The sequence below is a fragment of the Microbacterium sp. GW821-FHT01D02 genome (assembly GCF_059422585.1).
Map to the genome: position 1 here is coordinate 36280 of NZ_JBWKXB010000004.1, position 26006 is coordinate 62285.

At 69.1% G+C, this 26006-nt stretch carries 25 protein-coding genes; 11 read left to right on the forward strand and 14 right to left on the reverse strand.

Translation table 11 applies throughout. The features are described from left to right. The 3 genes from AC07VM_RS17235 to AC07VM_RS17245 are packed head-to-tail and all read right to left on the reverse strand — an operon-like array spanning position 1 to position 3277. A complete protein-coding gene (locus AC07VM_RS17235) occupies positions 1-1353 on the reverse strand; it encodes an FAD-binding oxidoreductase (protein ID WP_494912448.1) in 1353 nt (450 codons plus the stop codon). Between the two features lie 51 nt (positions 1354-1404). Beyond that, on the reverse strand, positions 1405-2049 hold the full coding sequence (locus AC07VM_RS17240) for an FMN reductase (protein WP_267418213.1): 645 nt from the start codon (positions 2047-2049) through the stop codon (positions 1405-1407). A gap of 1 nt (position 2050) precedes the next feature. Then, positions 2051-3277: an LLM class flavin-dependent oxidoreductase gene (locus AC07VM_RS17245; protein WP_046748303.1), complete on the reverse strand. Its 1227-nt coding sequence runs from the start codon at positions 3275-3277 to the stop codon at positions 2051-2053. Positions 3278-3388: 111 nt separating this feature from the next. Between AC07VM_RS17245 and AC07VM_RS17250 the strand changes: the two genes are divergently transcribed. Further along, complete coding sequence (locus tag AC07VM_RS17250; protein ID WP_267418212.1) at positions 3389-4519, forward strand: acyltransferase family protein; 1131 nt, start codon at positions 3389-3391, stop codon at positions 4517-4519. Positions 4520-4543: 24 nt separating this feature from the next. Further along, the gene (locus tag AC07VM_RS17255; RefSeq protein ID WP_494912449.1) at positions 4544-5419 is read left to right on the forward strand and encodes a serine hydrolase domain-containing protein; all 876 of its coding nucleotides are present in this window, start codon (positions 4544-4546) and stop codon (positions 5417-5419) included. A 4-nt stretch (positions 5420-5423) separates the two neighbouring features. On the opposite strand, the gene efeB is transcribed toward AC07VM_RS17255, so the two are convergent. From efeB to efeU, 3 genes are read right to left on the reverse strand one after another with little or no spacing between them, the layout of a single operon-like run. After that, positions 5424-6728 carry an iron uptake transporter deferrochelatase/peroxidase subunit gene (efeB, locus tag AC07VM_RS17260; RefSeq protein ID WP_494912450.1) on the reverse strand — a complete coding sequence of 435 codons (1305 nt, stop codon included), beginning with the start codon at positions 6726-6728 and terminating at the stop codon, positions 5424-5426. Between the two features lie 38 nt (positions 6729-6766). Next, positions 6767-7999 carry an iron uptake system protein EfeO gene (gene efeO / locus AC07VM_RS17265; protein WP_494912452.1) on the reverse strand — a complete coding sequence of 411 codons (1233 nt, stop codon included), beginning with the start codon at positions 7997-7999 and terminating at the stop codon, positions 6767-6769. Beyond that, positions 7996-8940, reverse strand: a complete 945-nt coding sequence (gene efeU / locus AC07VM_RS17270) for an iron uptake transporter permease EfeU (protein ID WP_267418208.1) — start codon at positions 8938-8940, stop codon at positions 7996-7998. Before efeU ends, efeO begins: the two co-directional genes overlap by 4 nt. A gap of 150 nt (positions 8941-9090) precedes the next feature. Between efeU and AC07VM_RS17275 the strand changes: the two genes are divergently transcribed. Then, positions 9091-10095 (forward strand): isopenicillin N synthase family dioxygenase, encoded by a 1005-nt coding sequence (locus AC07VM_RS17275; RefSeq protein ID WP_267418207.1) that lies wholly within the window; start codon positions 9091-9093, stop codon positions 10093-10095. Positions 10096-10102: 7 nt separating this feature from the next. Here the strand turns inward: AC07VM_RS17275 and AC07VM_RS17280 are convergent, their stop codons facing one another. The 4 genes from AC07VM_RS17280 to AC07VM_RS17295 form a co-directional block, all read right to left on the reverse strand. Next, entirely contained in the window at positions 10103-10420 is a 318-nt protein-coding gene (locus AC07VM_RS17280; protein ID WP_494912612.1) for a transcriptional regulator, read from the reverse strand. Then, the gene (locus tag AC07VM_RS17285) at positions 10413-11291 is read right to left on the reverse strand and encodes a hypothetical protein (RefSeq protein ID WP_494912454.1); all 879 of its coding nucleotides are present in this window, start codon (positions 11289-11291) and stop codon (positions 10413-10415) included. The genes AC07VM_RS17280 and AC07VM_RS17285 overlap by 8 nt, the downstream gene beginning before the upstream one ends. Positions 11292-11451: 160 nt before the next feature. Further along, on the reverse strand, positions 11452-12117 hold the full coding sequence (locus tag AC07VM_RS17290) for a GntR family transcriptional regulator (protein WP_267418204.1): 666 nt from the start codon (positions 12115-12117) through the stop codon (positions 11452-11454). A 19-nt stretch (positions 12118-12136) separates the two neighbouring features. Further along, entirely contained in the window at positions 12137-13600 is a 1464-nt protein-coding gene (locus AC07VM_RS17295) for a chlorohydrolase family protein (RefSeq protein WP_494912456.1), read from the reverse strand. A 181-nt stretch (positions 13601-13781) separates the two neighbouring features. On the opposite strand from AC07VM_RS17295, the gene AC07VM_RS17300 reads away from it, so the two are divergent. From AC07VM_RS17300 to AC07VM_RS17330, 7 genes are all read left to right on the forward strand, one after another. Continuing rightward, the gene (locus AC07VM_RS17300) at positions 13782-14795 is read left to right on the forward strand and encodes an ABC transporter permease (RefSeq protein ID WP_494912457.1); all 1014 of its coding nucleotides are present in this window, start codon (positions 13782-13784) and stop codon (positions 14793-14795) included. Positions 14796-14855: 60 nt separating this feature from the next. Then, the gene (locus AC07VM_RS17305) at positions 14856-16580 is read left to right on the forward strand and encodes an ABC transporter substrate-binding protein (RefSeq protein ID WP_494912459.1); all 1725 of its coding nucleotides are present in this window, start codon (positions 14856-14858) and stop codon (positions 16578-16580) included. 69 nt (positions 16581-16649) lie between these two features. Continuing rightward, positions 16650-17648: an ABC transporter permease gene (locus AC07VM_RS17310; RefSeq protein ID WP_267418199.1), complete on the forward strand. Its 999-nt coding sequence runs from the start codon at positions 16650-16652 to the stop codon at positions 17646-17648. Then, the gene (locus AC07VM_RS17315; RefSeq protein WP_494912461.1) at positions 17648-18670 is read left to right on the forward strand and encodes an ABC transporter ATP-binding protein; all 1023 of its coding nucleotides are present in this window, start codon (positions 17648-17650) and stop codon (positions 18668-18670) included. Before AC07VM_RS17310 ends, AC07VM_RS17315 begins: the two co-directional genes overlap by 1 nt. Continuing rightward, positions 18667-19698 carry an ABC transporter ATP-binding protein gene (locus AC07VM_RS17320; protein WP_494912462.1) on the forward strand — a complete coding sequence of 344 codons (1032 nt, stop codon included), beginning with the start codon at positions 18667-18669 and terminating at the stop codon, positions 19696-19698. Before AC07VM_RS17315 ends, AC07VM_RS17320 begins: the two co-directional genes overlap by 4 nt. Beyond that, entirely contained in the window at positions 19685-20893 is a 1209-nt protein-coding gene (locus AC07VM_RS17325) for an amidohydrolase (protein ID WP_494912464.1), read from the forward strand. Before AC07VM_RS17320 ends, AC07VM_RS17325 begins: the two co-directional genes overlap by 14 nt. Beyond that, positions 20877-22091 carry an MFS transporter gene (locus AC07VM_RS17330; RefSeq protein WP_494912466.1) on the forward strand — a complete coding sequence of 405 codons (1215 nt, stop codon included), beginning with the start codon at positions 20877-20879 and terminating at the stop codon, positions 22089-22091. The genes AC07VM_RS17325 and AC07VM_RS17330 overlap by 17 nt, the downstream gene beginning before the upstream one ends. Before the next feature lie 72 nt (positions 22092-22163). On the opposite strand, the gene rpsO is transcribed toward AC07VM_RS17330, so the two are convergent. Then, a complete protein-coding gene (gene rpsO / locus AC07VM_RS17335) occupies positions 22164-22433 on the reverse strand; it encodes a 30S ribosomal protein S15 (RefSeq protein ID WP_005048780.1) in 270 nt (89 codons plus the stop codon). Between the two features lie 186 nt (positions 22434-22619). Here rpsO and AC07VM_RS17340 point away from each other — a divergent pair, with 186 nt between their 5' ends. Beyond that, the gene (locus AC07VM_RS17340) at positions 22620-23912 is read left to right on the forward strand and encodes an MFS transporter (RefSeq protein ID WP_267418171.1); all 1293 of its coding nucleotides are present in this window, start codon (positions 22620-22622) and stop codon (positions 23910-23912) included. A 34-nt stretch (positions 23913-23946) separates the two neighbouring features. On the opposite strand, the gene AC07VM_RS17345 is transcribed toward AC07VM_RS17340, so the two are convergent. The 3 genes from AC07VM_RS17345 to AC07VM_RS17355 form a co-directional block, all read right to left on the reverse strand. Further along, positions 23947-24501 carry a YceI family protein gene (locus AC07VM_RS17345; protein WP_267418170.1) on the reverse strand — a complete coding sequence of 185 codons (555 nt, stop codon included), beginning with the start codon at positions 24499-24501 and terminating at the stop codon, positions 23947-23949. Between the two features lie 179 nt (positions 24502-24680). Next, on the reverse strand, positions 24681-25049 hold the full coding sequence (locus AC07VM_RS17350; RefSeq protein WP_267418169.1) for an FKBP-type peptidyl-prolyl cis-trans isomerase: 369 nt from the start codon (positions 25047-25049) through the stop codon (positions 24681-24683). 242 nt (positions 25050-25291) lie between these two features. Then, complete coding sequence (locus AC07VM_RS17355; protein WP_494912470.1) at positions 25292-25972, reverse strand: alpha/beta fold hydrolase; 681 nt, start codon at positions 25970-25972, stop codon at positions 25292-25294. Between the last annotated feature and the right edge of the window lie 34 nt (positions 25973-26006).

Here is a 26006-nt window from a genome sequence, read left to right on the forward strand (position 1 = left end):
TCAGCCGGGCAGCCGACCGTCATGGAGCACCCGCTCCGGATCGAATCGCGCGCGCAGCTCGCGGAGGCGGGCGATGTCGTCGGCGGAACCGCAGCGGTCGAGCGTCTGCCCGGGCTCCAGGAACGTCGTCACGGTCTGCGCGGCCTCGTCGGGACGCAACAGCTCCCGGAACGCCTCCAGGCTCGCGTCCCCCGGTTCGGTCGGCACACCGGGGATCACCGGTGCGAGCGCGTGCAGCAGCCACCCGGCCGACTCCAGCGACGCGAACCCCGAGCGTCGAGGGGCGTCCAGTGCGCCACCCAGCATCCGGATGTCGATGCCCATGATCGGCCACTGCTCCGGCAGCTCCCGGAACTCGAGGAGCGCGTCGATGGTCGCATCGTCGAGCACGGTGAGCGCCATCGATGCGCCGCGGCCCGGCGTGGGATCGGTCGGCTCGTTCGACGCGGCTGCGAGAGCCGCCGGGGACGTGGGTCCGGTGACGTCGCTGCGCACGACGCCCGCACGGCGCACCGCGTCGATCAGCGCCTCCTGCGGGCCGTCGACGGACAGCGCCTGGACCGTGAGGAAGCTGCGCCCCCTGATCTCCTCGGGGAGCTGCGGGGCGTCCGGCATCCGCATCGAGTTGACGAAGACGTTCAACGTCGAGGGCGCGGAGGCGGCGAGGTCGCGAACGGCCCGGACGACGGCGGGAGCGTGGGCCACGTCGAACGTGAGATTCGCTCCCCAGACGTCGGGCGCCGGGACGAGCTCGATCTCGAGCGCCGTCACGATCCCGACGAGGCCTCCCGCCCCGCGCAGTGCCCACAGGAGGTCGGGGTCGGCGGCGTCATCGACACGCTCGTGCGTGCCGTCGGTGCGCAGCACCCAGGCCGCGCGCAGGTTGTCCGAGCCGAGGCCCGCGGTGCGGCTGAACCAGGAGTGACCGCCGCCCAGGGTGTATCCGGCGACGCTCACGACGGGACTGGTGCCGGCGGGCGCCACCCACCCGCTGCCTTCCAGCGCATCGACGACCCGGCCCCAGCGCACGCCGGCGCCGACCGTGAGGACTCCGCGCTCGGCGTCGATCTCGAGAGCGTCGAAGGCGTGCATGCGCACGAGCACCGCACCGCTCAGGTCGCCCGACGCTCCGTGCCCGCGAGGCTGCACGGCCAGGCGCAGACCGGACCGACGGGCCGCGTCGAGCAGCATCCGGAGGTCGTCCACATCGGCGGGCGCGGCGACGGCCGCGGGGCGCTGCTCGATCGCGAGATTCCACGGCCGACGGGCCGTCTCGTAGTCGACGTCATCGGGAAGGAGGAGGGTGCCGGTCGACTGCTCCTGGAGCGCGACGAGCGCGGGGTGTGTGGGCATGGCGCCACCGTACGACATCCCTCGGACATCGTCGATGGCGCCCTGCGCGACTCACTCGCCGGCGAGACCGCCCAGCATGTGCCCGAAGGAACGCCCCTCACCCAGGTACGTCGCGGGGTCGTAGGGATCGACGACGGCGGTCTCCTGCCGACGCGCGATCGCGTCGGCGAGCTCGCGCGCGCCCTTCTCGACCCGCTTGCCGAGCGGGGCGACGTCGTCGCCCGCACCGCCCCAGTCGCTCGACGCCGCGAACACGCCGGTCGAGACGGCTTCCGCGTGCAGGTAGGCGAACAGGGGACGGATCGCGTAGTCGATCGCGAGGGAGTGCCGTGCGGTACCGGCGTTCGCGCCGATCAGCACCGGCTTCCCGCTCAGGGCGTCCGGGTCGAGCACGTCGATGAACGACTTGAAGAGTCCGGAGTAGCTGGTCGAGAAGATCGGGGTCACGGCGATGAGGGCGTCGGCCGACACCACCGTGTTGATCGCGGTCTCCAGCGCCGCCGGCGCGAACCCCGTCAGCATGTTGTTCGTGATGTCGTGCGCGTAGTCGCGCAGCTCGATCACGTCGACGCTGGCCTCGATGTCGTGCTCGGCGAGCGCCTTCACGGTCTCGGCCGCGAGGCGATCAGCGAGCATCCGGGTGGACGACGGGTTCGACAGGCCCGCCGCGACGACGGCGATGCGACGCGTGGTCATCTCAGGCCTCCTTCCGGCCGAGCCCGAATGCCGCACCGGCGGGTGCGGGCGTGTCCTGGTACGGCGAGTCACCGGTCAGGTTGTCGCCGCGGTTCGCACCCGGGCGAGCCTGGCGGGTGGGTCCGTCGCCGAACTCCGCCTTCACGCGCGCGGCGTGGGTGGGTGCGTCGGGCACCGACGCAGGACGGTCCTTCGCGAGCTCCTTGCGCAGCACCGGGACCACCTCGGAGCCGAGGATGTCGAGCTGCTCCAGCACCGTCTTCAACGGCAGACCGGCGTGGTCGATGAGGAACAGCTGACGCTGGTAGTCGCCGTAGTGCTCGCGCATCCCGGCGTAGCGGTCGATCACCTGCTGCGGCGACCCCACGGTGAGCGGGGTCATCTCGGTGAAGTCCTCCATGCTCGGGCCGTGGCCGTACACCGGGGCGTTGTCGAAGTACGGACGGAACTGATTCACCGCATCCTGCGACTTCGCGGCCATGAACACCTGGCCGCCGAGGCCGACGATCGCCTGCTCCCGCGTGCCGTGGCCGTAGTGCTCGAAGCGCTGACGGTACAGCTCGATCAGACGCTGGTAGTGCTCCTTCGGCCAGAAGATGTTGTTCGCGAAGAAGCCGTCACCGTAGTAGGCGGCCTGCTCGGCGATCTCCGGCGTGCGGATGGAGCCGTGCCAGACGAATGGAGCGATGCCGTCGAGCGGGCGGGGCGTCGAGGTGAAGCCCTGCAGCGGGGTGCGGAACTTGCCCTCCCAGTCGACCACGTCCTCGCGCCACAGCTTGTGCAGCAGCGCGTAGTTCTCGATCGCGAGCGGAAGGCCCTGGCGGATGTCCTGGCCGAACCACGGGTAGACGGGTCCGGTGTTGCCGCGGCCGAGCATGAGGTCCATGCGTCCGTCGGACACGTGCTGGAGCATCGCGTACTCCTCGGCGATGCGCACCGGGTCGTTCGTGGTGATGAGCGTGGTCGACGTGGAGACGATGAGGCGCTCGGTCTGCGCGGCCAGTGCCGCGAGGAAGGTGGTGGGGCTGGAGGACCAGAACGGCGGGTTGTGGTGCTCGCCGATCGCGAAGACGTCGAGGCCGACCTCTTCGGCGTGCACGGCGATGGCCGTCGTCGCCTTGATGCGCTCCTGCTCGCTCGGGGTGATCCCCGTGGTGGGATCGCGGGTGATGTCGCTGACCGACATGATGCCGAACTGCATCGCCTGCGCGCCTGACTGCTCGCTCATGATTGCTCCGTGCTCTCCGAAGCGGATGTCTGCCATCCGTTTCTATTCATGTGAATGTATCTGTGTCAACGCGCTCACAGCAACTTTATTCCCGGCCTGTAGCCTCGAACGATGAGCAGTGCCGGTGCCGACATCTCAGGGCCCACCACGGGAACGATTCCTCGCAAGCGACGGCGTGTGCCGTTCTGGGACAACGCGCGATACGTCTGCATCGTCATGGTCGTCCTGGGGCACGCGATCCAGCGACTCATCTACGACTCCGACATCGCCTTCGCGTTCTACCTCGCGCTGTACGCGTTCCACATGCCCGCGTTCGCGATCATCTCCGGGTACTTCTCGAAGTCCGGATCGCCCACCAAGACTCAGATGGCGCGGGTGATCACCGACATCATCCTCCCCTACGTGATCTTCGAGACGCTGTGGACGCTCACGAAGTGGCTCGTCGAGGGCGAGGCGACCCCGAACTTCACCAAGCCGAGCTGGACGCTGTGGTTCCTGCTCGCCCTGGGCATCTTCCGGCTCGTGCTGCCCTACCTCGCGCTGCTGCGCTGGCCGCTGCTGTGGACCGTCGTGATCTCGATCGGTGCGGGCTACCTCCCCAACGTCGACAGCACCTTCTCCCTGTCGCGCACCCTCGGCCTCCTCCCGTTCTTCGCGCTCGGATGGTGGCTCCGCGAGCACGACATCGTCGACCGCTTGCGGCTGCTGGACTTCCGTCCGTGGTGGATCCGCGCCGTCGCGGTCGCGGTGTTCGCGGCGACGGGCTGGGCGGCGTGGAACTGGCTGCCGCTGTGGCAGGCGGTCGACCTGCGGCACTGGCTCTTCTACGAGGACTCGTACGCCGATCTCGTCGGAGAGCAGTGGTGGGCGGGAGCGATCCGCATCGCCCTCATGCTGCTGGCCGTGGTGCTGTGCGCCGCCTTCTTCGTCCTGATCCCCCGCGGCTCGTACTGGTGGACGACGTTCGGGCAGTACACGATGTACGTCTATCTGCTGCACTCCTTCGTGCTCTATCCGTTCCGCGAGACCGGCGCGCTGCGCGACCTGGAGCCGACCTGGATCTGGCTTCCCCTGGTCACGGTGCTCGCCGTCGTCGTCGCACTGCTCCTGGCCACCAAGCCGATCAGGTGGCTCTTCCGTCCCCTCGTGGAACCGCGCCCGCGCTGGCTGTTCATCGATCCCGCCCTCACCGCCCGCGAGGGACGGCGGAACGACCCCACCGGCTCGCGACGGCCCCGCTGAGCCGGAGCGGATAGCCTCGTGAGTGTGAGCAACGCCGAGATCGTCCGTGACCGCATCGTCGACGAGGTGGCGGCGTCCGGGTTCGACGCACACGGTCTCCACGTCCGTATCGGAGCGGACACCGCGGAGCATCGCTGGACTCCGGACGTCCGGGAGGACATCCACTCGGTCGCGAAGGGCGTCTGCGTGCTGGCTGCCGGCTTCGCCGTCGACGAGGGCGCGGTGTCGCTCGACGAGCCCGTCTCGGCCCTCCTCGACGGCTTCGCGTTCGGGCCCGGCACCGATCAGGTGACCCTGCGTCATCTGCTGACGATGACCAGCGGCGTCGACCTCCCGTGGTCGGACACCCTGATGACCGACTGGCCCGACCTGGCCCGGGAGTTCCTGCAGCGCCCCTCGGCCGGACGCGTCTTCCAGTACTCGGACGCCAGCACGTACACCGCGATGACGGCGCTGGCCGCCCGGGTCGGCGACGTGGGCGACTACCTGGTCCCCCGTCTGTTCGCCCCGCTCGGCATCGACGACGTCGACTGGGAGCGCAGTCCGAACGGCCGCATCGTCGCCGGCGGCGGCCTGGCGCTGCGCACCGAGGAGCTCGCGCGCCTCGGCCGGCTCATCCGCGACGGCGGGATGTGGGAGGGGCGCCGGCTGCTCTCGCGGCACGGGATCGACGGGATGCACAGCGACTGGGGCGTCGCCGGAGACGGCGAGTCCTACGATCGCTACGCCCTGGCCGGCTGGGGTGGCCCGGGGCCGGGCTGGCGACTGCACGGCGCCTACGGCCAGCTGCTGATCTTCCTCGACGACGCCGTGGTCACGATCACGGCGGACGACCACTTCCGCGCCGACGCCATCGCCGCCTTCGTCATGGAGACGCTCGTCGCCGTCTCCGAGTCCTGACGCGTCAGGCGAACAGCCCGGCGCCCACGTAGGACCCCGGCTTCGCACCCGCCGGCACGGCCCAGATGCCGGAGCCGACGTGCCGGATGTACTCGTTCATGAGATCCGTCGACAGTCGGCGCTGCAGCGAGATGAACTGCGCGGGGTCGCGCTGGTACGACAGGAAGAACAGTCCGGCGTCGAGGCGCCCGAGCGTGTTGTTCCCGTCGACGTAGTTGTAGCCGCGTCGCAGGATGCGGATCCCGTCGTTCTGCTCCGGGTGCGCAAGACGCACGTGGCTGTTCGCATCGATGGCGGTGCCGTGGAAGTCGGGCGCCGTGAACTCGTCCCCGCCGGAGAGCGGTGCCCCGTCCCCCTTGTCCCGGCCGATGATCGTGTCCTGCTCGGCGAGCCGCACCCGGTCCCACGTCTCGATCAGCATGGCGATCTTCCTGGCCACGAGGTACGAGCCACCCGCGAGCCACGCCGGCTCATCCTTCGTGGACACCCAGACGTGATCGTTCAGCGCCTCCGTGTCGTCGGCCAGGATGTTCGCGGTGCCGTCCTTGAAGCCGAAGAGGTTCCGCGGTGTCGCCTGCGCCGCCGTGGTGCGCGAGGTCTTGCCGAAGCCGAGCTGCGACCAGCGCAGCCGCGCCCGTCCGAAGGCGATGCGGCTCAGGTTGCGGATCGCGTGCACCGCGACCTGCGGGTCGTCGGCACATGCCTGGATGCAGAGGTCGCCATGCGAGGTCTGCGGATCGAGGTCGTCGCCGAGGAAGGCCGGCAGGCGCTCGAGGCCCGCGGGGCGCTGCGCCGCGATGCCGTAGCGGTCGCCGTCCTCGTTCTCAAACAGACCGGGACCGAAGCCGAACGTGATCGTGAGCCCCGCGGCGGGCAGGCCGAGCGCCTCTCCGGTGTCGTCCGGCGGAGCTTCGGCCGGACCGCCGACCGCGCCGGTCGCACTGACCTCGAGCCCCTGCACCATGCGGGAGGCCGCGTACGACCAGTCCTGCAGCAGGGAGATCAGGTCATCCCGATCGGTGCGGGGCATCATGTCGAAGCTCGCGAAGTGCAGGTGGTCCTGGACCGGTGTCGTGATTCCGGCCTGGTGCGCCCCGAAGAACTCGTACGCGGCGTGCGCGTCCTCCGTGGCCCGCGCCCGTCCGATCGCCACGCCTCCGGTGAGCCCGGCTCCCGCTCCGACGGCGAGTCCTGCGACACCGCCGCCGATGGCCAGTCCGAGCAGGCCGCGCCTGCTCAGACCGGCAGGAGCGGATGCCGCATCCGTCGATGCCTCTTCGGGTGCGGCATCCGCCTCTGGTTCGTTCACGTCCGTGATGGTACCTCGTCGGATCAGCGGTCGGCTGATCAGTCCAGGACCGTGCTGGTGAGCTGCGAGAGCGGCTCGGCGAGGGCGTTGATCAGATCGGTGAACTCGCGCTTGTCGTCGTCCGTGAGGTCGGCGTAGGCGACGAAGCCGGAGGTCAGCGAGCCGTGCTCGGCGAGCGAGTCCTCGAGAGCGGCGTAGCCGGACTCGATCTCCTTGACGAGGGCCTCTCCGTCCGCGCCCTGCGCGTCCGCGAAGTCCTGCACGAGCGAGAAGGCCATCTTCGAGCCCTCGACGTTCGCGGCGAAGTCGTAGAGGTCGGTCCCCGACCACCAGTCCTCCTCGCCCGAGATCTTGCCGGTCGCGACCTCGTCGAGCAGCGCGATCGCACCGTTCGAGATGCCGCCGATGCCCTGGTCGTCGAGCGCCGTGGTGAAGTCGTCGGAGTGCACGTAGTCGTACAGCTCCTGCACGTCGGCGAGCAGCAGGTCACCGTAGTCGGCGCGCTCCTCCGGCGTCGACGGCGCCCAGTCCTGACGCGCCGGGGTCTCGCCGTCGGCGTTCAGCGCGTCGGCCGCCGGCACCCACAGGTCCTTCTCGATGCGGTGGAAGCCGGTCCAGTCGAGACCCTCGGCCACGGCGTCGACCTCGCGGTAGTCGATGCGGGGGTCGAGGTCGCCCAGGGCCTCGGCCACCGGCTCGATGCGCTCGTAGAACGCGCGGGTCTGCGGGAAGAGCGTGCGCGCGGTCTCGTCGTCACCCGACTCGTACGCGGCGACGAAGTCCTCGACGGCCGGGACGAGCTGGCCGACCTGGTCCTTGACGAAGGCGGCGTACAGATCGACGGCCTTCTGCTTCTGCTCGGCATCCGGGCCGTCCACCGCGACGCGGTCGCCGGTGACGGTGAACGCGGCCTTGCCGACGCCCTCGCCGATCATGCCCGGCTTGCAGAGGGTGAAGTAGTCGCCCGGCTGCGCGACGACGGTCAGCTTCCGCGATGCGGCGGGGGCGATGTTCTCGACCTCGCCGACGATGCGCAGACCGTCCTCGGCCAGCAGGTAGAACTCCGAGACCTGGTCGGTGTCGTTCTTGACGTCGAAGGTCAGCGTGCCGCTCTTCGCGGTCGCCGCCGAGACGGCGCAGTCGCCGTCGGTGGACGAGACGTCGAAGGCCGCGCCGGCCTCGGCATCGCTCTTCGCGACGCATCCGCTCAGGATGAGGGCTGCGGCGCCGGTGGCGGCCAGCACCCCCAGGAACCGGTGCGAGGTGGTCATGCTGCTCCTTGATGTGAGAGGGAGGGAGAATCGGAAGTCGGCGTGGACGGACCCTGCGACTTCGAGGGGCGCCGCGAGCGGAGACCGCGGACGTACAGCCCGCCGACCAGGGAGATGTAGAGGGCCCAGGCGACGATCTGCAGCCAGGTCATCGCGGGCATGAACCCGACCGTCGCCTGCAGGATCGATGCGAGCGCGCCGCCGGGAGCGATGGTCGCCGAGATGTCGAACGCCCAGCCGAACGGGAACGCGGCCCAGCCGACGGCCACCCCGCCGGTGACCGCGTCGATCGGCGCCAGGGCGGTGAACGGCCCGGGAAGCGCACCGGCCTCCTGCAGATCCTTCAGCGCATAGGCGAGCACGCCGGCCGCCACGATCACGAGGAATCCGCCCGTCCACGCGAAGAACCGCCGGAGGTCGAGACGCACGGCGCCCCGCGAGATCAGCCAGCCGATGATCACGGCCACGATCAGGCCGAGCAGCGCACCCAGCAGGGCGGAGGGCGCGTCGCCAAACGACTGCACCATCGACCACAACAGCAGGGTTGTCTCGATCCCCTCGCGGGCGACGGACACGAAGCCGATCGCGATCAGCGCCCACAGACCGCCGACGGTGAGGGCGCGGTCGATGCCGCCCTCCAGCGTCGCCTTCATGGTGCGTCCGGCACGCTGCATCCAGAAGATCATCCAGGTGACCATCGCGACGGCCAGCAGGGAGAGCCCGCCGCCGATCAGCTCCTGGGCCTGGAAGGTGAGCTCGTACGCACCGAAGGTGAGCACCGCGCCGATGCCGAGCGCCAGGGCGATCGCGAGGCCCACGCCGGCCCACATCTTCGGGAGGGCGTCCTGCCGTCCGAGACGACGGAGGTAGGCCACGAGGATGCCGACGACGAGAGCGGCTTCGAGACCTTCACGGAGGCCGATGAGGAAAGTGGCGAGCACGGGAGCAGACTCTCTGGCGATGACTGAGGTAAGGCAGCCCTTACCGAGGAGACTCTAGCACCGCGATCGACACCCCCTGAACACGCGGACCGGAAGTAATGGATCGCAACACAGCGTCCCGCCCCGGACGGGGCGACGTAGCCTCGGTCCATGGCTGAACTCTCGCTCCCCATCCTCGACCTCTCCCAGCTCGATGAAGGCCCCGAGGCCGCGGCACGATTCCGCGACGACCTCCGGGCCGCGACGCACGACGTCGGGTTCTTCTACCTCACCGGCACCGGGATCTCCCCCGAGCTCGAGGCGCGGCTCCACCGGGCGGCGCTGGATTTCTTCGCCCTCCCGGAGGACGACAAGCTCGCGATCGAGAACGTCAACAGCCCGCACTTCCGCGGCTACACCCGCATCGGCGGCGAGCGGACGCAGGGGAAGGTCGACTGGCGCGAGCAGATCGACATCGGTCCGGAGCGCGAGCCCGTCGCGGACGGTCCCGCCTTCAACCGGCTCATCGGCCCGAACCTCTGGCCCGCGGCGCAGCCGGAGCTGCAGGACGTCGTGGCCGAGTGGCACGAGACGCTGTCGGAGGTCGCACGCAAGCTGCTGCGGGCGTGGGCACAGACCCTCGGGGCCGACGAGAGCTACTTCGACGAGCACTTCGGGGAGCCGTCGACGCTCATCAAGATCGTCCGCTACCCCGGGACGCACGAGCCGGAGCCGCAGCAGGGCGTCGGCGCACACAAGGACTCCGGCGTCCTGACGCTCCTCTGGGTCGAGCCCGGCAAGGGCGGGCTGCAGGTCGAGCGCGACGGCGCCTGGGTCGATGCTCCGCCGGTGTCCGGAGCCTTCGTCGTGAACATCGGCGAGCTGCTCGAGTACGCGACCGGCGGGTATCTCAAGGCCACCAACCACCGTGTGGTGTCGCCGCAGGCCCCGAACGAGCGGATCTCCATCCCGTTCTTCTTCAACCCCGCGCTCGACAAGCGGCTGCCGCTGATCGAGCTCCCCGCCGACCTCGCCGCCGAGGCGAAGGGCGTCACCGAGGACCCGAACAACCCCATCCACGCGCTCTACGGCGAGAACGCCCTCAAGTCGCGCCTGCGCGCGCACCCGGACGTCGCCGCGATCCACCACGCGGACCTGGTGGCGGCGAGCGTCTGACGGAGGATCACCGCCCGGCGTGGGCGCCGGCGACGATGGCGCGCAGCGCCGCGAGGTGAGAGCGGAACGCCGCGCTCCCCGCGGGTGTGGCGGCGACCCACGTGCCGGGCATCTCGCCGAAGGAGACACGGCGCAGAGCCACGTGTCGCTCGTTCTCCAGCAGGAGGATCGCTCCGCTGAGGGCAGACCGCTCGGCCTGGAGGATACGGCGGAGGGTGCGGAACTCGAGATCGGCGCCGTCCTGCAGCGCGGCCATCAGCGAGAACGGCAGCGCCGAGGCGAAGTCGTCGTCGAGACGGGGCGAACCGCTCTCCTGCTCAGGCATCGAGATCACGCCCCGGGATCATCGAGACGACCACGAACATCAGGACGATGCCGAGGCCGACGAGGAGGAAGGTCGCCGGCGCGACGGCCACACCGTCGAAAGCGGGGAGCCGGAGCGCGAGGAAGACGACCGCGGACACCGCGAGCGCCAGCACGTGCGGCCAGCGCCAGGATGCGCCGAGGAGGGGCAGACCGATGCCCGTGCTCGACATCGAGATCCAGGCGAGCAGCGCGAGCAGCGACACGAACAGGAGGAAACTCGCGAGCGCCGCGTCCGGCACAGCGCTCACGGCGCACACCGCGCCGAGGAGCACGCCCACCGCGATCGTGCCCCACCGTGCGCCGTCCGTCAGCGGCGTCCGCACCGCCGGGAGCGGACGGGGGCCGCGCGAGGCGCGGATGAGCCGGACGACGCCGCGTCCCCCGTAGCCGAGCAGGACGGCCAGGATCGGGAGCAGGATCCACGACGTCGAGATGCTCGGGTTCACCAGGATCAGGAAGAACACGATCAGCGCCCCGCCGGCGATGACGACGCCGCCGACCGTCAGCAGCCGACGCGAGGCCGAGCGCCTCGGCCCCCTGTCTCCACGCTGTGCGATCCCGGTCGAGATCTGGCTCAGCACCAGCAGCGGCACCAGCAGCGACTGGATCTCGACGGACGGCACCTCCTGCCGGAACCCGTGCACTGCGAGGAAGAGATAGGCCGCCACGAAGACGGCGGTCCCGATGGTCAGCCACGCGGCCGCCCGTCGATCGACCACGCGTTCGCGCTGCTCGACGATCGCCTCGGCTCGCGTGAGGTACTGGCGAGCCGTGTCGACGTCGGGCGGGGCCAGCGCCTCTCGACCGGCGACAGCCTGGTGATCGATCATCGTCTTCCCCCCGGAGAGTCAGAAGGCCCTTCTCACGAAGGGCCTCTCCTCCGTTATAGGCGAGGACCGTCTCAGAAGCAACCGCGGCGGGGCAGGCGACCGCCAGGAACACCGGACGACGGATCTCGTATCGGAGACCCGAGAGGGGGTCGACCTGTCGCTACCAGTGGAGCGCCTCGGCAAGAGCGTCGATGATGGGTTCGCGCCCCTGATCGATGTGGGCGTAGGCCTGAGCGGCCGCGACCTCGCCGCGGCCGGCGAGGATCGCATCGAGCAGTTGCTGGTGCTCCACGGCATGCTCCTGCTCGCGCGTGGCATGCGTGATCCCGAAGATCCACTGCATGCGGCCGAGCATCGGCGCGAGGCTGCGTTCCAGGATGCGGTTGCCCGAGAGCCGGACGATCTCCAGGTGGAACCCGAGGTTGGATTCCCCCAGCTCCACCGTCTCCCCCGGCGCGAGGGCGCGCTCGAGGAGCTCGCGCAACCGGTCGGCGCTGGCGGCCCCCGAGTGCACACGCTGCGCGGCGTGGCGCGTCGCATAGGGCTCGATGCACAGGCGCGCGTCGTAGAGCTCCTCGACATCGGCCCTGGTCACGGGCGTGACACTGGCGCCCTTGTTGCGCGTCGTGACGACGAACCCCTCGGTCTCCAAGCGCTGCAGGGCCTGACGGACGGGCACCCGAGAGACCTCGAAGCGCTCGGAGAGGTCTCTCTCCTTCAGCCACGCTCCCGGTGTGAGCTCACCGACGATGATCCTGCGCAGCACTCCGCGATAGACCCGCTCGGCGAGGGCGGATCCGTCGGTGATCGTGCTGTCGGAACTCATCGCGGAGCCTCTCGGGATCTCAGGCATGGGGGAAGACCGGAGGGAAGAGCGCGTCCGTCGTCCCGCTTCGATGGTCGCGCCCAGTGTAGGCGTTCCGCATCGTTCCGAAGAGGATCTGCGTGTCCTGCCGGATCGCGTCGAGGTCGATCCCGTCGATCCTGCCGTCGCGCATGACGACCCGGCCAGCGACCATCGTCAGGCAGGCGTCACGCGCCGTGCCGTTGAGGACCAGGGTGCGCAGCGGGTCGTCCACGGCACCCATCCGCACGTCGTCCAGCCGGAAGGCCGTGAGATCGGCCTGGGCACCGACGGCGATCCGTCCGAGGTCGGGCCGGTGGAGCGCGGTCGCGCCGCCGAGCGTGACTGCCTCGACGTATCCGGCGAGGTCGCCGGCAGCCAGACTTCCGTTCTGCACCTTCGCCACCGACACGCCGGTGTCGATGCCGCGGATGAGGTCGGGCGGGAACGAATCCGTGCCGAGGGCGATGTTCACCCCGGCATCGCGGTACCGCCCGAAGGTCTCGAGTTCCGACCCGTAGCGCGCGTTGGTCAACGGGCAGTGCACGATCGACACCCCGGCTGCGACGAGACGGGCGAGGTCGCCCCTGTCCTCGCCGTGCACCCGCGGGTTCACGTCGAGGAACACGCCATGCGGCACGATGAGGCGATCGTTCAAGAGGCCGCGGTCCTCGATCAGATCGAGCGGAGTGAAGCCGTGCTCGGCCAGGATCAGTTCGCGCTCCACCTCGCCCTGCAGCGCGTGCAGCCGCACGATCGCGCCGCGCTCCGCCGCTGCCACGGCCGTCGCCGCGAGCAGCTCGGGAGTCAGCGTCTCGATGCGGCAGGGCAGGAAGACGGGCGTGAGCAGCGGATCGCCGAGCGCGGCCAGCTCGTCATGGAACCGGATGGCGTCGGCGAGTCCGGCCTCCCCCTCGTCCGAGGCGAACCGCACCACACGCTCGCCCTCCGCCGTGACGACGTTCACGCCCGAGCGATAGGACGGACCGAGGAATCCGCGCAGGCCGAGTTTCCGCGAGAACGTCGCCATCCGGTGGAGATCGGCCGCCGATTCCGCCCAGGCCGAGTGCACCTCCGAGGCGATGGGCATGTAGCTGGTGATGCCGTGCAGGGCGAGCTGCACCAGCGCGATCTCCCGGATGCGCGCGCGCTCATCATCGTCGAAGACATGGCGCCGAGCGTCGAAGTACTCCTCCGACCACTGCAGGCGGGCTGCCTGCTCCCCCGTGCCCCAGGCGTCCAGGATCAGGTGATCGATGTCGGTGAGCGCGTCGAGGTCGATGAGCCCCGGCATCAGCAGACTCTCGCCGAGATCCAGGTGCTCATCGACGTCCGAGGGAGCCTGGTCGGCCGGACCGGCGAAGACGATCAGGTCGTCCTCGACGACCACGGCCCCCTGCCGGAGTTCCCGGTGGGAAGTGCCGTCGAACACCAGCACGTGGTCGGCGGTGAGAAGTGTGCGCATGAGAGCCCCGATGATCTGAGATGCGATTTGGTATCCAAAAACTATCTCACGCCCTCCTGCTCTTCAAGAGAATCCCGCGCAAACAAGCGGAAATCACCTCATCCGGAAATTTGGTATCCCAACCGCGTTCCTGCTGGTATACAATTCTGAGCACCCGCTCCCCGAACCATCAAGGAAGATCGTGACGGACACCCAGACGCTGACCCCGAAGACGGAAGCGCTGCCCACGGCGCCGCCGAAGATCGCGACGGGACGCTCGCTTCTCGGCACGGCCTGGCTGCGCATCCGCCGGAGCCCGATCGCCCTCGTCTCCTTCGGAGTGGTCGTGGCGATCGTCCTCTTCGCGCTCCTGGCCCCCGTGCTGGTCGCGATCGAAGGGCAGGACCCGTTCACCACGAACACCGGCCCCGACGTCCTCGACAACTTCAACACCCCCGGCCTGCCACTCCCCGCGTACATGTACCCGTCCGTGGAGCACTGGCTCGGCGTGGAGCCGGGACTCGGACGCGACATCTTCGCGCGCATCGCCTACGGAGCGCAGGTCTCCTTGCTGATCGCGCTCCTGTCGACGGTGGTCTCGGTGGTCCTCGGGACCGTGCTCGGCGCCGCGGCCGGCTACTTCGGCGGCAAGGTCGACATGGTCATCAGCCGCATCATCGACCTGTTCCTCGCGTTCCCGCACCTGCTCCTGGTGCTCTCGCTCACCCCGATCCTGCAGTCACGGCTGCGGGACACCCCGCTCGGCCAGGGCAGCTTCGTCCCGATCGCCTCCCTCGTGCTGATCCTCGGCTTCTTCGGCTGGGCATACCTCGCACGCGTCGTCCGCGGGCAGGTGCTCAGCATCCGCGAGCAGGAGTACATCGAGGCGGCGAAGTCCTACGGCGCCTCGCACCGGACGATCATCTTCCGTCAGGTGATCCCGAACGTGCTCGGTGTCGTCCTCGTCTACGCGACCATGATGATCCCCGCGAACATCTCCGCCGAAGCCGCACTGTCGTTCCTCGGCGTGGGGGTGAAGGACCCGACCCCGTCCTGGGGACAGATGCTCAACGCCGCTCAGGCGGGCAACTGGTATCTCAGCGACCCCTGGTTCCTCATCGTGCCCGGCACCGCGCTCATCATCACCGTGCTCGCCTTCAACCTGCTCGGCGACGCCGTGCGCGACGCGCTCGATCCCAAGGCCTCCCGCAGCTGACCCTCCCGACCCTGAACACCCGACCCTGAACACCCGACCCTCACCGAAAGAGAACGAGTCATGAGACACCGCAGTCCCCTGCTCGCCGCTGCGACCGTGGCCATCGCCCTGGTCGTCACCGGCTGCACCAGCGTCAACGCCCAGAACGGGCAGTCCGCGCCCACCGGGTCGAAGGATCCGTATGCCGCACACATCGTGCAGCCGGGTTTCGATGAAGCCGGCGGCAACGTCAACGTCCTGATGTCGAGCGACTTCATGACGCTCGACCCCGGCAACAGCAACTACGTGCAGACCGCGAACGTCGGCCAGCTCTACTACCGCACGCTGACCATGGCGAAGGAGACCGCGGGCGAGCCGCCGACGATCGTCGCCGACCTGGCGACCGACACCGGAACCGCCTCGGAAGACGGCCTGACCTGGACCTACACCCTCAAGGACGGTCTGAAGTACGAGGACGGCACCCCGATCACCGCCGCGGACGTGAAGTACGGCATCGCCCGCACCTTCGCGCGCGACGTCTTCACGCAGGCGCCGCAGGAGCTGAACTCCGCTCTCGACGCCGACGACTACAAGGGCCCGTACTCCGGAGGTGGCGACCTGACGGCCGTCGAGACTCCGGACGACAAGACGGTCGTCTTCCACCTGAAGCAGCCGAACCCCGACTTCGCCGCCCTCGTGTCCCGCTCGAACACCGCGCCGGTGCCGCAGGCGAAGGACACCAAGCTCGACTACACGAACCACCCGATCTCGTCGGGCCCGTACATGATCGAGAGCTACGACCGCGGCCGCGAGCTCAAGCTCGTGCGCAACCCCTCGTGGGACGCCGCGACCGATGAGAACCGCACCGCGCTGCCGGACACGTTCACATTCTCACTCTCGACCGCTCAGGCGACGATCAGCCAGCAGCTGATCTCGGACGCGGACCCGACCGCGATCACGCTCGACTCGAACGGCGCACTCCAGGCGTCCGACACGTCCCGACTGACCGAGGCATCGGTCGCCGACCGCACCGCCTCCGGACTGCTCGGCTGCACCGACGTGCTCAACTTCAACACCGAGACCATCACGGACCCCGATGTGCGTCACGCCCTCGCCCTGGCGATGGACCGTGCGGCGATCCAGGTGCAGTACGGCGGAGCCCGCTTCGGCAAGCTCACCAACTCGTACCTGAACGACGCGCAGGTCGGCTACGTCGCCGAGACCACCGACCTCGACATCGACGGCGCCCCGCAGCTCGACGCCGCCAAGAAGCTCCTCGAGGGCAAGGACGTCCCCGCATCGCTGACCTACGGCTACTCGAACGCGATCGACCGGTACAAGAACCTCGGCACCGTGCTCCAGCAGAACTTCGCAGAGCTCGGCATCGACCTGCAGCTCGTGCCGATCCCCGCGGCGAACTACTACACGGTGCTCGCCAGCGACGAGATGCCCGACATCGCCCGCGCCGGCTGGTGCGGTGGCGCCGCGTCCGGTTCGACGCGCACCACGGTCGACCCCAACATCGGGCCGAGCCTGGACGGCACGACCTACGGCTTCAGCAACATCTCGCGCTTCTACGACGACGCTCTCTCCGGTGAGATGTACGAGCTGCGCAACACCAACGGCACCTCGGAGGAACTGAACACCCAGTGGGCCGAGCTGTACAACCAGGCGATGGAGTCGTACCCCCTCGTCCCGCTGATCCGCACCTTCACCAACAGCGTCGTGGGCTCGAAGATCCACAACGCCCAGGTGGGGTACTTCTTCGGGAGCATCGATCTGTCCACCATCGGCGTCGAGCAGTAACGACCGACACGACACCTCCGGAAAGGACGGGGCCGACCGCGTGATCGGTCGGCCCCGTACGGGACAGCAATGTTCGGATTCATCGTCCGCCGCGTGACCGCACTGGTCATCCTCCTGCTCGTCGTGAGCTTCGTGACGTTCGCCCTGTTCCAGATCGGACCCGCAGACCCTGCGGCCGCCGCCTGCGGACAGGAGTGCACCCCTGACCGCATCGCCCAGGCCCGCGTGGCCCTCGGCATGGACAAGCCGTTCCTGGTGCAGTACTTCACCTACCTGAGCGGCTTCTTCGGCGAGCGGCTCATCGGAGCCCCCGGCGCCGAGCAGGTGTGCGCCTGGCCGTGCCTGGGCAAGTCGTTCCAGACCAACGAGAACGTCACCGACGTGATCGTCCGGGCCCTCCCCTACACGATCTCGATCGCCGTCGGCGCCGTCGTGCTGTGGACCGTGGTCGGTGTCGGCCTGGGACTGCTCGCGGCTCTGCGCAAGGGCAGGGCGACCGACAAGCTCATCGTCGGCGCCGCATCCATCGGAGTGTCGCTCCCCGTTCCCGTCACGGGGCTCCTGCTCCTCCTCGTCTTCGTGAGCGTGCTGCACTGGCTGCCGTTCACGAGCAACCAGATCTCCTCCCCGTTCGGCCCTGCCGGACCCGGCGCGTGGTTCACGAACTACCTGCTGCCCTGGGTCGCGCTGGCGATCCTGTTCAGCGCGCAGTACATCCGCATCACGCGCAACAACATGATCGAGACCTTCGGCGAGGACTACATGCGCACCGCCCGCGCGAAGGGGCTGGGCCCCGGTCGGATCACGACCCACGGAGTGCGGGCCGGGATCACCCCGATCATCACGATGCTCGGTCTGGACATCGGTGCCCTCCTGGGCGGTGCCGTCCTGACGGAGCAGATCTTCTCCGTCCCCGGTCTCGGCTTCACCGCGGTGCGCGCCGCGACGTCGGGCGACCTCCCGGTCACCATGGCGATCACGATGCTCGCCGCCTTCTTCATCATCACCGCGAACGTCATCGTCGACCTCGTGTACGCGAGTGTCGACCCGAGAGTGAGGGTCAACTGATGACCACGCCGATCCTCGACATCCGCGACCTGCGGGTGACATTCCCCACCGACGACGGTCTGGTGCATGCCGTGAACGGTATGGACCTGGTCGTGCAGCGCGGCGAGACCGTCGGCATCGTCGGCGAGTCCGGCTCGGGCAAGACCGTGACGAGCCAGACCCTGATGGGGCTTCTGAAGGGCAGCAGCGCCGAGGTGACCGGCCGGATCCTGTTCGACGGCACCGATCTGGTGCCGCTGAGCGAGAACGAGATGCGCCCCTACCGCGGTCGCAAGATCGGGATGATCTTCCAGGATCCGCTGTCGGCGATGCACCCGTTCTACACCGTGGGGCGGCAGATCGCCGAGGCGTATCGCGTGCACAACAGGGTGAGCGCGAAGGCCGCGAAGGCCCAGGCGATCGAGATGCTCAACCGCGTGGGCATCCCCGATCCGGTCGCGCGCTACGACTCCTACCCCCATGAGTTCTCGGGCGGCATGCGGCAGCGGGCGATGATCGCGATGGCGCTGATCTGCGAACCGGAACTGCTCATCGCCGACGAGCCCACCACCGCGCTCGACGTCACCGTGCAGGCGCAGATCCTCGACCTGATCGGGTCGCTCCAGGCGGAGACCGGTTCCGCCGTGATCTTCGTCACCCACGATCTGGGCGTCGTCGCCGAGGTCTGCCGTCGCGTCGTGGTCATGTACGGCGGGCAGTGTGTGGAAGAGGCAGAGGTCCACGACCTCTTCTTCCGGACCGCCCACCCCTACGCCCAGGGTCTGCTCTCGTCGATGCCCTCGATGGTCGACGAAGCCGGGCGTCTCACCCCGATCCCCGGCTTCCCGCCCTCGCTGCTCGATCTTCCCCAGGGCTGCCTGTTCGCCGATCGGTGCCCGGTCGCGGCCCTCGTTCCCGACGACAGGTGCCGCACCGAGCGACCCGCCCTGACGATGGTGGGATCCGGGCACCGGGCGCGCTGCCACCTCACGGAGGTCGATGCCCCGACTCCCGCACTCGATCTGCAGGAGGTCGTCCGATGAGCGAGCCGCTGATGAAGGTCGAGGGCCTTGCCAAGCATTTCAGCGTCAGCAAAGGATTCCTGCGCGGATCCTCGCAGGTGAAGGCCGTGGACGGCGTCTCCTTCACCCTCGAGCGCGGCTCGACGCTGGGCCTGGTCGGCGAGTCCGGCTGCGGCAAGTCCACCACCGGGCGGCTGCTGATGCGCCTGCTCAGCCCCACCTCGGGGCGCATCCTGCTGGACGGCGCCGATGTCGCACAGTTGCGGGGCGCCGACCTGCAGCAGTTCCGTCGTCGCGTGCAGATGGTCTTCCAGAACCCCTCGTCGTCGCTGAACCCCCGCCAGAGCGTCGGCGCCGCGATCGCCGCGCCGCTGCAGGCCCAGGGCATCGCTCCCAAGGAGGGCATGAAGAACCGGGTGGCGGCGCTGATGGACCGCGTGGGGCTCCGGCCGGAGCACTACAATCGCTTCCCCCACGAGTTCTCGGGCGGACAGAAGCAGCGCGTCGGCATCGCCCGAGCGCTCGCTCTGGAGCCGGACGTGGTGATCTGCGACGAGCCCGTGTCGGCCCTCGACGTGTCGGTGCAGGCGCAGGTCATCAACCTGCTCCAGGACATCCAGGCCGACACCGGCATCTCGTACGTCTTCATCGCTCACGATCTGTCCGTCGTCAAGCACTTCGCCGACGAGGTCGCCGTGATGTATCTCGGACGCATCATGGAGCACGGCACCAGGGACGCGGTGTTCGGCGCTCCACAGCACCCGTACACGCAGTCGCTGCTGTCCTCCGTGCCGAGCCCGGACCCGACGGCCGACCGCAGCCGGCGTATCCGTCTCGTCGGAGATCTCCCCCACCCGTCGAACCCGCCCAGCGGGTGCGTGTTCCGCACGCGCTGCCCCGTGCTCCCGCTCCTCGACGAGGACCGGCGCCGGCAGTGCGAGGAGCAGGTTCCCACCGGTGACGCCGCGTGCCATCATCTCGCTGAAGCCGCCGACCTCGCGTCGCGGCTCGGCTCCCCCGAAGAAAGGAAAGTCCATGCTGATTCGTGACGTGCGCCCCTGGGGCGGCTCCGCCTCCGATGTCCTGATCGAGGACGGGCGCATCACCCGGATCCGTCCCCACGAGGAGACCCCCATCGCGAGCGACGACATCGATGGGCGCGGGCGGCTCCTGCTGCCGTCCTTCAGCGACGTCCATGTGCATCTCGACTCGACGCGGATCGGTCTGCCGTTCCGCGAGCACACCGGGGCCCCTGGCGTCTGGGGCATGATGATGAACGACCGCGAGAACTGGCGTTCGGCGGAGATCGACCTCCCCACGCGCGTGGCCGGCACCCTCGAGCGGATGATCGCTCGCGGCACGACCCGCGTCCGCTCCTACGCGCAGGTCGACGTCGACTGCAAGCTGGAGAAGTTCGACGCCGTCATGGCCGCGAAGGAGAGGTTCGCCGCGCACGCCGACGTGCAGGTCATGACCTTCCCGCAGGCCGGCATCCTCCGCGAGGAGGGCACGGTCGAATACCTGGAGGAGTCTCTCAAGCAGGGTGCCGACGTGATCGGCGGCATTGACCCCTCACAGCTCGACCGCGATCCCGCCAGGCACCTCGACATCGTGTTCGGCCTCGCCGAGAAGTACCAGGTCGAGGTCGACATCCACCTGCACGAGCCCGGCGCACTCGGAGTCTTCAGCACCGAGCTCGTGATGGAGCGCACGCGCGCGCTCGGGATGCAGGGCAAGGTGACGATGTCCCACGCCTATGAGCTCGGCTCGGTGAACGAGGCCACCAGCCGACGCCTGATCGAGGAGTTCGCCGAGCTGGACATCTCGATGGCGACGGTCGCCCCGTCCACCAGCAACCACTTGTCGCTCGTGCAGCTCGTCGACGCGGGTGTGCGGATCGGACTCGGTCAGGACGGACAGCGCGACTACTGGAGCCCCTACGGCAACGCCGACATGCTCGACCGCACGTGGCAGCTCGCGTTCACGAACGGCTTCCGCCGTGACGACCACATCGAGATGGCGCTCGCGGTCGCGACGATGGGCGGAGCGAGCATCATGTCGCACACCTCGCCGCGCCTGGCCGACGTCGCCGATCGGCCCGGCCTCGCCGTCGGAGACCGGGCGGACCTGCTCCTGGTCGACGGAGAGACACCCACGAGCGCGGTGATGGACCGGGGCACCGACCGACTCGTCATCCACGACGGCCGTGTGGTCGCCGATGGTCTTCGTGTCCTCGCCCTCTGAGCATCGAGGCAGCGAGGTCCGCGACCGAGTGGTGGGGCTCGGCGCAGCCCTGCTGATCGGACTCAATCTGCGCCCGGCGATCACCTCGGTCGCCGCTCTGCTCGAACCGACGAGGGTGGCGTTCGACCTGGCTCCGGTGCAGCTGAACCTGCTGGCGACGCTGCCGGTCATCGCCTTCGGCATGAGCGCCCCGATCGGCCCCCTGCTCGCTCGTCGACTCGGTGTGACCAGGGCGCTGATCTGGACCATGGCGGCTCTGGCGGGCGCCCTTGCGCTCCGGGTCGTCATCCCCGGCGGGATGCTTCCCGGAACGTTCCTCGCCGGGGTGTCGATCATGGCCGCGGGCACGCTGCTTCCGCAGTATCTGAAGTCCCTCCGTGCGGGCGGCCTCTGGATCGGACTGAGCAGCATGTCCTTCAGCGCGGGTGCCGCGCTGGGAGCGGGACTCTCCGTGCCGCTGAGCACAGCGGCCGGCGGACCCGCCGTGGCGCTCGGGCTGTGGGCCGTCCCCGCGGTGATCGCGACGGGGGCCATGATCGGCGTGGCGCTGCGATCGGAGGCGCCATCGCCCTCGACGTCGCGGATGACGCTGTCCCGATCCTCACGACCGACCGTCGCTCTCGTCACGGCGATGTTCGGCCTTCAGGCGATGCTGTTCTTCGCCGTGGCGTCGTGGCTCCCCCGCATCCTCGGCGATCGCGGCGTGGATGCGCAGACCGCGGGCTGGCTGCTCGCCCTGACCAGCATCGCCGGCCTCGGCCCGACGCTGGTCGCGCCGATCCTCGCTCGACGCCACCGGGTGCTCCGCTGGTTCGGTCCGGGTCTCGGCGTCGTGATGTTCGCGGCGTTCGCCTGGCTCGCCTCCGGTGACGAGTCGTACGTGGCGATCGCCGTCGTGCTCGGCGCCGTCCAGAGTGCGACGTTCGGGCTCTCCCTCGCGCTCATCGTGATGCTCGCCGCGAACGAAGCCTCCGCGGGGATGCTGTCAGCCGTCGCGCAAGGCGTCGGCTATGCCTTCGCCGGCGCAGGGAGCCTCCTCGTCGGCGTCCTGCACGACCTCACCGGGGGATGGACCGCGAGTCTCGTCCTCATGATGGTGTGCGCCGCAGCGCTCACGCTCGTCGTGGGTCTCGTCATCCGCTGCCGCCCGGTCGATCTGCAGGTGCAGACGGCCCTGCCGGCTCTCCCCCGGACATGACGAAGGCCGCCCCACACCGTGGGGCGGCCTTCTCAAGAATGTTCTGCGCGATTGAACGCAGGATCGCCTTGCTTATCGACGCAGGCCGAGACGCTCGATGAGCGAACGGTAGCGGTTGATGTCGATGTCCTGCAGGTAACCCAGCAGGCGACGGCGCTGACCGACGAGGAGGAACAGACCACGACGCGAGTGGTGGTCGTGCTTGTGCTCCTTCAGGTGCTCGGTGAGGTCCTTGATGCGCTGCGTCAGCATTGCGACCTGCACCTCGGGGGATCCGGTGTCACCGGGGTGCGTCGCGTACTCTTCGATGATCGCCTTCTTGACGTCTGCTTCCAGTGCCATAGATTCGATCCCCTCTCTGCTTGTTGCGCGGCGCCCGACGCCTGATACGTGGGCTCTCTTTATCCGCGGCCGATCGAACGGCAACCTGACGAGTCTACCAGCCGGCGACCCCCTCGGGCGACACGGGCGCGGCCGATGCCCGGCCCGATTCAACTAGGCTCGAAAGGTGCTGAAGAAGATCGACGAGTGAGCGCGCGCCGCGGTCATCTGATCGACCTCACCCCGCTCAAGACCAGCCCCGCCTTCGCCCGGATGTGGATCGGGTCCACTCTCGCCGGCATCGGCGGGCAGCTCACGATCGTCACGGTGATGCTGCACGTCTTCGCGCTGACGCAGAGCACCTTCGCGGTGTCGATGATCGCGGTCGCCGGGCTCGTGCCGATGATCCTCGCCGGGCTGTACGGCGGCATGCTCGCCGATGCGTTCGACCGGCGCAGGGTGGCCCTGATCGCGGCCACGATCACCTTCGCATCGACCGCGCTGCTCGCCGCCCTCACCTGGACGGGCACCGAGACCATCTGGTGGCTGTACGCGCTGAGCATGATCAACTCGGCCGCCAACTCGGTCGGCATGGCCACGCGCACCGCCATCGTCCCCCGCCTCATCCCCCGCGAGAAACTGGCGGCGGCCTCGGCCCTGAACGGGGTGGCCTTCGGACTCACCGTGATGGCGGGCCCCGCACTGGCGGGACTCCTGGTCGCGCTCACGGGCTACGGCTGGACCTACACGATCGACGTCGTGCTGATGCTGTCCATGTTCCTCGGGCTGTGGACGCTCCCCGCCCTGCGCCCGGAGGGCGACGTCGTGCGCCCCGGCCTCGAGTCCCTGGTCGACGGCTGGCGGTTCCTGCGCAGGGCCGGCAACATCCGGATGCAGTACATCATCGACATCATCGCGATGACGTTCGGGCAGCCGCTCGTCCTCTTCCCCGCTCTCGGCACGGTGCTCCTCGGCGGCGGAGCGCTCACGACCGGCATCCTCACCGCGGCGGTCGCGGTGGGCACCTTCTCCTCGAGCCTGTTCTCCGGTCGCGTGGTGCACTACCGCTGGCACGGCCGCGGCATCGCCCGTGCGGTCGAGGCGTACGGGGCATCGATCCTGCTGTTCGGCGTCGTCCTCCTGATCGGCGCGTTCTCCTCGCCGGCGAGCGAGGAGCTTCCGCACGTCGGGCTGATCATCGCCGCCTGCGTCGCCCTGGCCCTGTCCGGAGCCTCGGACAACGTGAGCTCGATCTACCGCAACACGATGATGCAGGCGGCGGTGCCCGATGCGATGCGGGGGCGCCTGCAGGGACTGTTCATCGTGGTGGTCGCCGGCGGTCCGCGCGTCGGCGCCCTGTACGCCGGCACTCTCGCGACGCTGACCAGCCTGTGGTTCCCTCCCCTGCTCGGCGGGGTCCTGGTGATCGCCCTGGTCGCGATGCTCTCCCGCCGCAACCGTCGATTCCACGACTACGACGCAGAGAACCCCGAGCCCTGAGGGGCCCGGGGTCCGGAAGACGACCTGCGGAGGGTCAGTCCTGCTGCAGAGCGCCCTGCAGGTCGAGGCTGATCGTGATGTCCTTGCCCACGAGCACGCCGCCGGTCTCCAGCGCCGCGTTCCAGGTGAGGCCGAAGTCCTCACGGTTGATCACGGTCTTCGCCGACGCGCCGGCCTTGTAGTTGCCGTAGGGGTCGGTGCCGAACCCGCCGAAGTCGAGCTCGAAGCTCACCGGCTTGGTGATGCCGCGGATCGTGAGGTCTCCGTCGACGAAGAGGTCGTCGCCCTTGACGCGCGCGCCCGTGGAGACGAACTCCATGGTCGGGAAGTTCTCGGTGTCGAAGAAGTCGGCCGAACGCAGGTGCGCGTCGCGACCCTCGTCGTTGGTGTCGATCGAGGTCACGTCGACGCTCGCCTCCACCTTGGTGTCGAGCGGGTTCTCGGGAGCGATGAGCGTGGCGCTCTTGACGCCGAACGTGCCCCGCACCTTCGAGATCATCATGTGGCGGACGCTGAAGGTCACCTCGCTGTGCGAAGGGTCGAGGACCCAGGTGCCGGGACGGTAGCCGGGGATTTCGATGCTGGTCATGGGTTCTCCTTCAGAGACATCTGCCGCTGGCGCGGCGTCGGACAGGGGCCGCGGAGGACGCGACTCCTGTGACAACTTACATTCACCTGCATGTATTCCCCTGAATGGAGAACTTTTCCCGACACGCACGAAGCGCCCCACCCCCGAGGGGGAAGGGCGCCTCGTGAAGCGGCTCGGACTCAGCCGACGGCGACGAGATCGATGATGAAGATCAGCGTCTTGCCGGAGAGGAAGTGACCGCCGCCGACCGGGCCATACGCCAGGTGCGGAGGGATGATCAGCTCACGACGGCCGCCGACCTTCATGCCCGGGATGCCGTCCTGCCAGCCCTGGATCAGGCCGCGCAGGGGGAACTGGATGGTCTCGCCGCGGCCCCAGGAGGAGTCGAACTCCTCGCCGGAGTCGAACTCGACACCCGCGTAGTGGACCGTGACGGTGTCGCCGGGCTTCGCCTCGGCGCCGTCACCCTCGATGATGTCGCGGATGACGAGCTCCGAGGGAGCGGGGGCGCTGGGGGCATCGAACTCAGGCTTTGTGCGATCAGTCATGCCTCCATCAAACCCGAGGCCCCCGGACGGGGTCAACGCGAACGCACCTGCTCACAGCGAACACTTCGACAAGCTCAGTGCGGGCACTTCGACGAGCTCGACGCAGGCGCACCGACAAGAGGCTCTTGACACTCGTCAGGGGGCGGGTGCACCCTGATTACAGATCAACTCAGCGCCCGGGAGACTCGCAGGCATCGCCGCAGCACCGGGCGCTGAGTCTTGTCACCGGCAGGTTCCGGCTGTCAGCCGACGTAGCCGTCGAGCAGCGCCGCGACCTCGACGGGCCGGCTCAGCATCGCGCAGTGCCCGCCCGGGAGCTCGTCCGCCGTCACACCCAGCCGGTCCCGGGCGAGCTCGCGGAGGAAGGCCGCGGGGAAGAAGCGATCGTCCGTGAACAGGACGAACCTGGTCGGCACAGCCGACCAGGCCGCCAAAGGCCATGGCGTCTCCATGGCTGCCTGGGAAGGATGTGCGCGCTCCTGTCGCAGCGCCTCGTCCGCCAGCTCCCGGGGGACGTCGTGGTAGAAGCTCACGTAGGGGTCGTCGTTGCCGGTCAGCCCGCCGTCCCGAGCGGCCTGCGCCGCGGCGGCGGCCAGGTAGCCGGAGTCGGCCCACCACGCCTCCGGCGGCTCGCCCGGCGTCGGGATCATGCCCGCGACCAGCACGAGGAGGGTTGCGGACAGCCGTTCGGCGACGAGCGGCGCCGTGAACGCGCCGAAGGAATGACCGACCACGACCAGGTCGGGTCGCGTGCCGACCAGCCCCACGACCGCGTCGGCGTAGTCGTCGAGCGTCAGCGCGTCGTCGTCCGCGGGGAGGTCGGGCGCGAACACCTCGTGCCCGCGCGCCCGCAGCTCGGCGGCGACGAGATGCCAGGACCAGCCGACATCCCCACCGCCGTGGATCACGACGAAAGCACTCATGCCCACCGCCTTCCCTCCGAGAAGGGTACGCCGT